6 protein-coding genes and 1 pseudogene are annotated in these 7,881 nt (G+C 70.2%); 6 read left to right on the forward strand and 1 reads right to left on the reverse strand.

The genetic code is table 11. The features are described 5' to 3' along the window. Window positions 1-154 precede the first annotated feature (154 nt). Complete coding sequence (locus AB0M27_RS35495; protein WP_365728083.1) at window positions 155-1,432, forward strand: recombinase family protein; 1,278 nt, start codon at window positions 155-157, stop codon at window positions 1,430-1,432. 237 nt (window positions 1,433-1,669) lie between these two features. On the opposite strand, the pseudogene AB0M27_RS35500 reads toward AB0M27_RS35495, so the two are convergent. Beyond that, window positions 1,670-1,873, reverse strand: a pseudogene (locus tag AB0M27_RS35500) (helix-turn-helix domain-containing protein); the annotation flags it as partial. A 609-nt stretch (window positions 1,874-2,482) separates the two neighbouring features. On the opposite strand from AB0M27_RS35500, the gene AB0M27_RS35505 reads away from it, so the two are divergent. From AB0M27_RS35505 to AB0M27_RS35525, 5 genes are all read left to right on the forward strand, one after another. Continuing rightward, window positions 2,483-3,931: a VCBS repeat-containing protein gene (locus AB0M27_RS35505; RefSeq protein WP_365728085.1), complete on the forward strand. Its 1,449-nt coding sequence runs from the start codon at window positions 2,483-2,485 to the stop codon at window positions 3,929-3,931. 195 nt (window positions 3,932-4,126) lie between these two features. Continuing rightward, on the forward strand, window positions 4,127-5,605 hold the full coding sequence (locus AB0M27_RS35510) for an FG-GAP and VCBS repeat-containing protein (protein ID WP_365728086.1): 1,479 nt from the start codon (window positions 4,127-4,129) through the stop codon (window positions 5,603-5,605). Between the two features lie 182 nt (window positions 5,606-5,787). Continuing rightward, window positions 5,788-6,132, forward strand: coding sequence for an FG-GAP repeat protein (locus AB0M27_RS35515; RefSeq protein WP_365728088.1), 345 nt, complete (start codon window positions 5,788-5,790; stop codon window positions 6,130-6,132). Between the two features lie 75 nt (window positions 6,133-6,207). Then, a complete protein-coding gene (locus AB0M27_RS35520; RefSeq protein ID WP_365728090.1) occupies window positions 6,208-7,269 on the forward strand; it encodes a YIP1 family protein in 1,062 nt (353 codons plus the stop codon). A gap of 222 nt (window positions 7,270-7,491) precedes the next feature. Then, window positions 7,492-7,791 carry a hypothetical protein gene (locus AB0M27_RS35525; RefSeq protein ID WP_365728092.1) on the forward strand — a complete coding sequence of 100 codons (300 nt, stop codon included), beginning with the start codon at window positions 7,492-7,494 and terminating at the stop codon, window positions 7,789-7,791. Window positions 7,792-7,881 lie beyond the last annotated feature (90 nt).

Raw genomic sequence — 7,881 nt, forward strand, 5'->3', positions numbered from 1 at the left:
ATCGCCCTCGTCATGCTCACCCTCGCCGGCGACCGCCCCACCCTCCCCGGCCGCCAACCCGCCACAGAATGACCCACACATACGGCAGGAGAGCCCCAAATACGGCGTACTGCTCGTCAGCGTCGAAGAGCCCTACTTGGACACGTCTACTCCCATGGGCGTTGCGATCTTCGGCCTCATCGCTGCGCTGGCTCAGCAAGAGTCAGACCTGAAGTCGGCGTACATCACGGCGACTAAAGAGACCCTGCGCGCCGCTGGCTCCCACGTGTCCGGCATGGCCCCGTACGGCTTCCAGTCGAGCCGTGAGCCGCGCGGGGACCTGGTGGTGGTCAAGCTGGTCCCGGACCCGGCAGAGGCACCGCCCGTGCGCCAGATGGTCGAGTGGGCGTTGTCCGGCGTAGCCGCATCTGCCATTGCCCGCAGGCTGAACACAGACGGCGTGCCGACCAAAGCGGCGGACATGACAGCGCGCGTGGCCGCCCGGCGGGGCAGGGGCATAAGTGAGCCGCTGGAGCGCACTGCGTGGGTGTCCTCGACCGTGCTGCGCATCCTGCGTGATCCTCGCCTTGCTGGCTATGCCGCTGAACGCCAGGGCGCCAAGCGAGTCATTCTGCGCGACGATTCCGGCGCTCCCCTGATAGCACATGAGGGCATCGTTCCCGCAGACGACTGGTGGCGCCTTCAGGATGTTCTAGACGGCCGCACGCCGCAGGTTGTGAGGCAGGGTGGCCGGTCTGTGCCGTCGCTGCTCGGCGGGACAGGGATGCTGTTCTGTGGGGTGTGCGGATCGTCCATGGTGACCGACCGACGCAACGGCAAGCAGCTCTACCGGTGCAACCGGGCCCAGTCCGGCGCTGTACCGGAGCATGGGGGGCTGGCCATCAACATGGAAGCTGCTGATGATGTGGTCGCCCGCACCGTGTGGTCGCGCCTGACTGCGCTGGACCCCGAGGACCGTGAAGACCTGGAATGGCTTGATGAGGCAGCGCGCCGATTTGCCGCCCAGGCAGACACGGGCGAACGGCAGGCCGAACTAGCCGCCGCGCGGGCTGAGTTGGAGCACGTACGGGAAGCCCTCCGCACGCTGTACGCCGACCGGCAGGCAGGGCTGTACGCCGGGGCGACCGGCACGGCCATGTTCGCTGAATCCGTCGAGCGGCTGACTGCCCATGAGGCTCGCGTGAGTGAGCGCGTAGCTGAGCTGGGGCGGGATGAGAGCGGCACCGTGATCATCCCCTCGGAGTGGACGGCCCCGGAGGGCGACCCCATCGGGCCGGAGTCGACGTGGGGCAGTTGGGACCTGGAGCAGCGACGTAGCTTCCTGGCTTTCTTCCTCGACCGCATCACCATCGCTAAGTCCGTCGGCCGTGGCCGGAACGCGAACACGGAGGATCGGGTGACTGTGCACTGGGCAGAGGCACCAGCCAAGTAGGCGCCTGGGCGCCCTCTGAGCCCCGTTCGGGCCTCCCTGGCGGATTAGGTCACCCCCCGCTAGGACGTCATCGGCGAGTCGTAGGCCGTGCACCCGCTTCTGTAGGTCATCCACGGTGCCCATGCCGATGCGCCCTGAGCGCTCCTCTAGCGGGCCAAGCGGGTCCCCTTCGGGCAAGGAAGTCAGCCAGGGGCGGCAAAGGGGGTCAGCGGGGTTCTGAGGCGCCCTGAGCACTTCCACGGATACACCCAGGGCGACAGCGAGGAACGGCAGCCATTCGCGGGGCGTTCGCTTTCCGGTCTCCCATCGGCTGACTTCCTGCCGTCCGACTGGATCACCAATCACCCCCGCTGCCCGGCAGACCTCATGCGCTAACCGTGCCTGACTCCACCCGCGCTCTTCGCGCAAGCGCCGGATGTTGGCCCCGATGTCGCTGCCCATGTGCCAATTCTGGCCGACATCTGGCCTACAGGTGGCCGCTAGTTCTAGATCCACTTCAGGCGGAACCTGGGCGGTATGACTGAGCCAAGGAGTTACCCCGGTGCTCCGATCCAACTCCCGATGAGCGAACAGACGTTGGAGCCTACCCGGTTGAGGGGTGCGCCAGCTGCGCCGAACTTGCGAGGGTCCGGAGTTGGGCACGCGCGGGCAATGATCAGACGACTGTCACGGACTGCAATGTCTTCATGGCCAGGCACCCCGACGGGCAGTGATGACCACGGCCCCAGAGCGACCGGCTAGCCGCTCTCGCCCAATCCGCCGACCAGACAATCCCCCTCGCGCTGGACGGACGGGCGGCCAGCCCCCTTGGTCCCTGTGGAAGTACGGCGACCTCTGCGGGTGCTGCGCTGGCCACGGCGAAATCTGGTGCGATGGCTGCTGCGGATTTGGCGGTTGCCAGCATTGCGGCTGGACGGAAAGACGGCCGTGCCCCCTCTGCGTGGGCGGGGATGCTGAGCCAGTCCGCTGGTAGGGGTCAGCGGGTCGCGTAGCTCGCATCACTGCAGGTCAAGGTCAGGTCATGTGCTTACCTTGGCATATTTATTGATCATGGCACCGTCCTGGCCCACCACCATCGCGCTCCGGCGCCGACCCGGGGTGTCACCGTCGGTCGAACACGTGCATGATTGCGAGGGCGTCGCGGGCGGGACCGGTGAGGGGGACGGTAACGGTGCGGAGAACGCGGGGAGCGGGAAGAACCAGGGCCGGCACGAGAACCGGGACGCTCACGGCGGTTGCCCTCACCTGCACCCTGCCTCCGCCCTCCTCCTCACCTCCTGCGGCCCCTCCGACGGCACCGAATCGGCCAGGTCGGCCAAGCCTCCGCACGCCCCCGCCCGACTCCCCGTCCCGCCGGGCAAGGGCAGCAGGGTTCCCGACGACTTCAACGGCGACGGCCACCGCGACCTCGTCCTCGACGATCTCGTCAAGGCGCAGAGCCACGCCGACGACGCCGGCATCGGGATCGTGTACGGCGGCGCGCACGGACTCGTCCCCGGCGCACGGCAGTTGCTCGCCCCGAAGAAGCAGGCCGCCCCCGCCAGGGGCCGGCTCCCGGCCGTCTTCGACGCGGAGGAGAGCTGCGACCTGAACGGCGACGGCTTCACCGACCTGATCGCGTCGACCGACCCGCCGTACGACGGACAGGGCCGGCCCCCGGTGCCGCTGCAGATCCTCTTCGGCTCGCCGGCCGGGCTGACCGGACGCGCCGTCCAGCTCACCGTCCCGGCCCGCGCCCCCTTCGGCAACGACTGGCCCGACCAGCCGGTGTGCGGCGACTTCGACGGCGACGGCGGCGAGGACCTGGTGCTGCACGCGTCCGGCGGCAGGCTGACGTACCTGCGCGGACCCTTCAGCCGTCAGGGCGCACCGCATGTGGCCGGCGCCCTGCTGCCCGCCCCCGGAGAGGTGCCCACCGGCCCCGCGGCCGATGTGAACCGGGACGGGTACGACGACCTCGTCGTCCGGGCCGCCGACGGCCCCGGCAAGGCCGCCGTCGTGCTCGGCGGACCGGCAGGACCGGCCCGCACCGGCACGGTCCTGCCCGCCGGCAGCGATGTGGCCCTCGGCCGCTTCGGCCGTGGCGCGGCGCTGGACGCGGCGGTGGGCACCACGGCGGAAACGTCCCTGCGCTACGACCTCCCGGCCACGTCCGCACGTGGCACCCTCCGCTCCCCCGGCTCGACGCTGGACGCCGCCGACTTCGACGGGGACGGGCGCGACGAGCTCCTCTCCGGCGGCTCCCGGCTGCGCGTCCTGCGGGCCGGTGCCGTCGGCCTGTCGACGGCGGGAGCGGTCACCGGCGTGCCGCCCGCGCCCGGCACGACCCGTGTCCTCGCGGTCGGTGACTTCGACGGGGACGGGCGGGCGGACCTGGTGGTGCGGACGTACCGGGGCGAGACGAAGGACACGGTCGCCGTGTACCGGGGCACGGCGCAGGGCCTGCTCACGGCCGGGCCGGCGACCACCTTCTCGACCTCGGAGTTCCTGGCACCGTAACGCGTCGACCCGACACGCACACCAGCCTCATAAATTTACCCAGCTCACGTACAACCCTTACGCGTCCCGGCGGGTCTCCTGATCACCGACCGTCCGGTGAACCGTGGGACAACTCACGGCGAACGGGGACGGTCCACAGCCCATCGACTCCGGATGTCAGCCAGGCATCCCCCGCATGCCGCAGGAGAAACCCGCATGCACAAGCCTCTGCGACTCGCCCTCGCCACGGCCACCGCGGCCGCGCTGACGGGCGGTCTGCTCACCTTCTCGGCCGCGACCGCGGCGGCCGCGGACTCCACCTCCGTCCCGCAGGCCGACTTCAACGGCGACGGCATCGGCGACGTGGCCTTCTCCGCCGACGGCGCCTCCGTGAACAGCAGGAGCGCCGCCGGCCGACTGGTGGTCCTCTACGGCACGAGTAGCGGCGTCTCCTCCGCCAAGCGCTCCACGATCAGCCAGGACACCACCGGCAACCCCGGCACCGCCGAGGCCGGCGACCACTTCGGCGCGGAGAGCGCGTACGCCGACTTCAACGGCGACGGCTACGACGACATCGCGGTCGGCTCCCCCGGCGAGGACGTCGGCACCGACAAGGACGGCGGCGGCCTCGCGATCCTGTGGGGCTCGGCCCAGGGCATCACCGGCAAGGGCGTCTCGATCGCCGACCCGGCCCCCAGCGCGCACGACTACTGGGGCAAGAACCTCGCCGCCGGCGACTTCGACGGCGACGGCAAGGCCGACCTGGCCGTCGGCAGCTCCGCCGCCACGATCTACGTCTTCAAGGGCGGCTTCAACGTCTCCGGCGTACCCGGCGGCAAGTACACGATCAAGCCCCCGATCATGGGCACCGACGCGAACGGCCCGCTCAACCTGACCGCCGGCAACATCAACGGCGGCCGCGAGACCGACCTGGTGGTCGACGGCTACGAGACCTCCACCGACTACGGCTGGAACCGCAACTACTACATCCCCGGCACGGCGAGCGGCCTGGACATGTCCCAGTCCATGACCCTCAAGCCGGGCGTGATCACCGCGATCGGCGACATCGACCACGACGGCTACGGCGACGTCGTCAGCGGCGCCTACTGGAACACCACCACCGAGGACGGCACCGCCGTGCCCGACTCCGGCAAGGGCGGCAAGGTCTGGGTGACGTACGGCTCCGACGGCGGCCCCCTCACCCCGAGCGCCACCGGCATCACCCAGGACACCGGGAACGTCCCTGGTACGGCCGAGGGCAACGACTGGTTCGGCTACGAGCTCGACCTCGGCGACATCAACGGCGACGGCTTCCTGGACCTCGCGATCGGCGTGGCGGGCGAGAACATCGGCACCGCGACGAACACCGGTTCCGTCGCCGTCCTCTACGGCACCGCGAAGGGCCTGGACACCACCTCCGGCGCCCAGGGCTTCGCCCAGTCCACCCCGGGTGTGCCCGGCAACGACGAGAAGGACGACTACTTCGGCACGGACGTCAAGCTCGACGACGTCACCGGCGACGGCAGGGCCGACCTGATCGTCGGCTCCCAGGAGAACGCGGGCGACGGCGCCGTGACCTACCTGCCCTCCGACGGCACGAAGATCACGACGACCGGCTCGCGCTCCATCTGGCCCGGCGACTCGGGCGTCTCGACGTCGGGCACGCCGTACTTCGGCGCCAACTTCGCCGACTGACACTCCACGCCCACGCGGTCGCCAAGAACTACGACGACTTCAACGGCGACGGCTACCGGGACCTGGCCTTCCTCGGATACAACCAGGGCGACCGCACCGGCGGCGCCGTCACCGTCGTCTACGGAAGCGCGAAGGGCCTGGACACCGCGCACACCCAGACCGTCGACCAGGACAGCGCCGGTGTGCCCGGCAGCGGCGAGGAGGACGACAGCTTCGGCGAGGTCCTCGCCGCCGCGGACCTCAACAAGGACGGGTACTCCGACCTGGTCGTCGGCAACCCGACCGAGCACGTCGGCAGCGCGGAGTACCGGGGCACGGTCACGATCGTGCGGGGCTCCCGCTCCGGCCCGGCCGCCGCCGCCACATTCGGTCACACCGTGCACCTGCGTGACCTGACCGGCGACGGCAAGGCCGACCTGGCGATCGGCCTGAGCGGCGGCGCCGTCCTACTGCGCGGCACCTCCACCATCCCGACGACGTCCGGGGCCGTCCACCTGACGACCGTGGGCGGTCACTTCCAGGACTGACGGCCGGCCGGGGGCGGGGAACCGGGGGAAACCCCTGAGCGCCCCCTGGTCGGGTCGCTGACGGTCCCTTAGGGGATGTCACAGGTCGGCCGCAAAGCCGGGCCCGGACGCCCGGGCCCGGCACACCACTCTCCGGGACCAGGTACGTTCGATGACGTGGCTGGATTCAGGATCGGACGCGGGGGCCGGGACAACCGCACCCCCCAAGGACAGCAGGCGCCGCAGGGACCGTCGTACGGCCGGCCCGGACCGCAGCACGGTCAGCCGGGGCCGTCGTACGGGCACCCCGCGGGGCCCGCGTACGGCTACCCGCAGGCACCGCAGCGGCCGCGCCCGCAGCAGGGGCAGCCGCCGTACGGCCGGCAGGGGCAGTCGTACGGGCGGCCGGGGCAGTCGTACGGCTACCCGGGCCCGGCCGACGACGGGCCGGAGTACCTCGGGGACGGCGGCTACCCGGGCGGCGCTCCCGGTCACGACCCGTACGCGGCCAACAACCCGGGCCACACCCAGGCGTTCTCGGTCGACGAGGCCGCCGGTTACACGCAGGGCGCGACCTACCAGGCCGGCTCGGCCGCGGCGCCGACCGCCCCGCTGGGCCCGCCGCTGCACTGGAAGCAGCTGCTGAAGGGGATCATCCTCTCCCCCGACCAGACCTTCCTGCGCATGCGGGACTACACGATGTGGGCCCCGGCGCTCATCACCACCTTCCTCTACGGCCTGCTGGCCGTCTTCGGCTTCGACGGCGCCCGCAAGGACGCGATCGGCGCCACGCTGTCCAACGCGGTGCCGATCGTGCTGATCACGGCGGTCGTGATGGTGCTCGGCCTGTTCGTCCTGGGCGTGGTCACCCACACCCTGGCCCGTCAGCTCGGCGGCGACGGCGCCTGGCAGCCGACGGTCGGCCTGTCCATGCTGATCACGGCCCTCACGGACGCGCCGCGACTGCTGGTCGCCATGTTCGTCGGCGGCGACGCGACCTTCGTCCAGCTGCTCGGCTGGGCCACCTGGATCGGCGCGGGCGCCCTGCTGACCCTGATGGTCTCCCGCTCCCACGATCTGCCCTGGCCAAGGGCGCTGGGGGCGTCGGCGATCCAGCTGATCGCGCTGCTTTCGATCGTGAAGCTGGGCACGTTCTAGTTCCCCGTCCCAGTCCCCTGTGAGCACGAAAGGGCCCCCGGCATGACAGCCGGGGGCCCTTCTCGCATACGCGTCGTCGCCGCGGGAGTTCTGGGCTGTACGGGAAAGTACGAGGGAAAACGCGGACACCGCAGTGTGCCTAGTAATCGTTCCCGCCTGTCGTCGCCATCCTGCTCCCTAAAGCCCGAGATTCGACACCAGGGCCGACGAAAGGTCGGTCGAGTGAAGCTCGCCAAGCGTTTCGCCACGATCAGCGCCGCTGCGACGGCGGCGATTCTCTTCAGCGTCGGCGGCGCCCAGACTCAAGGCGACGGGGGCTCCTCTCGCTGCTGGGCAACATTCGGAAATCAGACCACCAACAATAACAACGGCGACACCCAGGTGCCGGGCACCGGGACAGGGGGACTCCTCCCGTTGCGGGGTAAGTCACCCTTCAACTTCCAGGTCCGTTATCCGACGGGGCAGACCGGAACGGGCAACACCTTCACCGGCAATCAGAACGTCAACTGCTACCAGAGTTGAGGCGCCGAGGCGCGCACGTAAAACAGTCCGGCGACCAGGTGCATGTGCACCTGCGGCCGCCGGGCTGTGAAGTTCAGCCGTTGTTGTTAT

It is taken from the genome of Streptomyces sp. NPDC052107 (assembly GCF_040680215.1).
GTDB lineage: Bacteria > Actinomycetota > Actinomycetes > Streptomycetales > Streptomycetaceae > Streptomyces.